1 protein-coding gene is annotated in these 297 nt (G+C 58.9%); it reads right to left on the bottom strand.

What is annotated here, in order from left to right; genetic code table 11:
• A partial coding sequence (locus tag KVH01_RS29560) for an RHS repeat domain-containing protein (RefSeq protein WP_217883814.1) occupies positions 1 to 297 on the bottom strand: 297 nt, incomplete at both ends.

Raw genomic sequence — 297 nt, 5'->3', positions numbered from 1 at the left:
TTCCACACCAGCCGATGACAACTGTGATCGGGGTACCAAACCCCCGTCAGTTGCCCACGTTTGTTGTAGCTGTAGTCCGTGACCTGTCCATCGGGATCGGTCCTACGCGTAACATCGCCCTGGCTATTACGCTCATATTTCCAGACCGCCTCGCCACGCCTGACAACCCGTACGAAACCGTTGTCATGCTCGTAGGACGTCGGCTCGTCATCCCCCGGAAACAACGCCACCAAGCGTCCGGCTTCGTCGTACTGATAGGCTGTCACCGCACCCAGCGGGTCTTGCTCGACGGTCAGT

The sequence above is a fragment of the Pseudomonas khavaziana genome (genome assembly GCF_019145205.1).
GTDB lineage: Bacteria > Pseudomonadota > Gammaproteobacteria > Pseudomonadales > Pseudomonadaceae > Aquipseudomonas > Aquipseudomonas khavaziana.
Note: the sequence above shows the minus strand (reverse complement) of the source record. Positions and strands in the feature narration are given on the sequence as shown.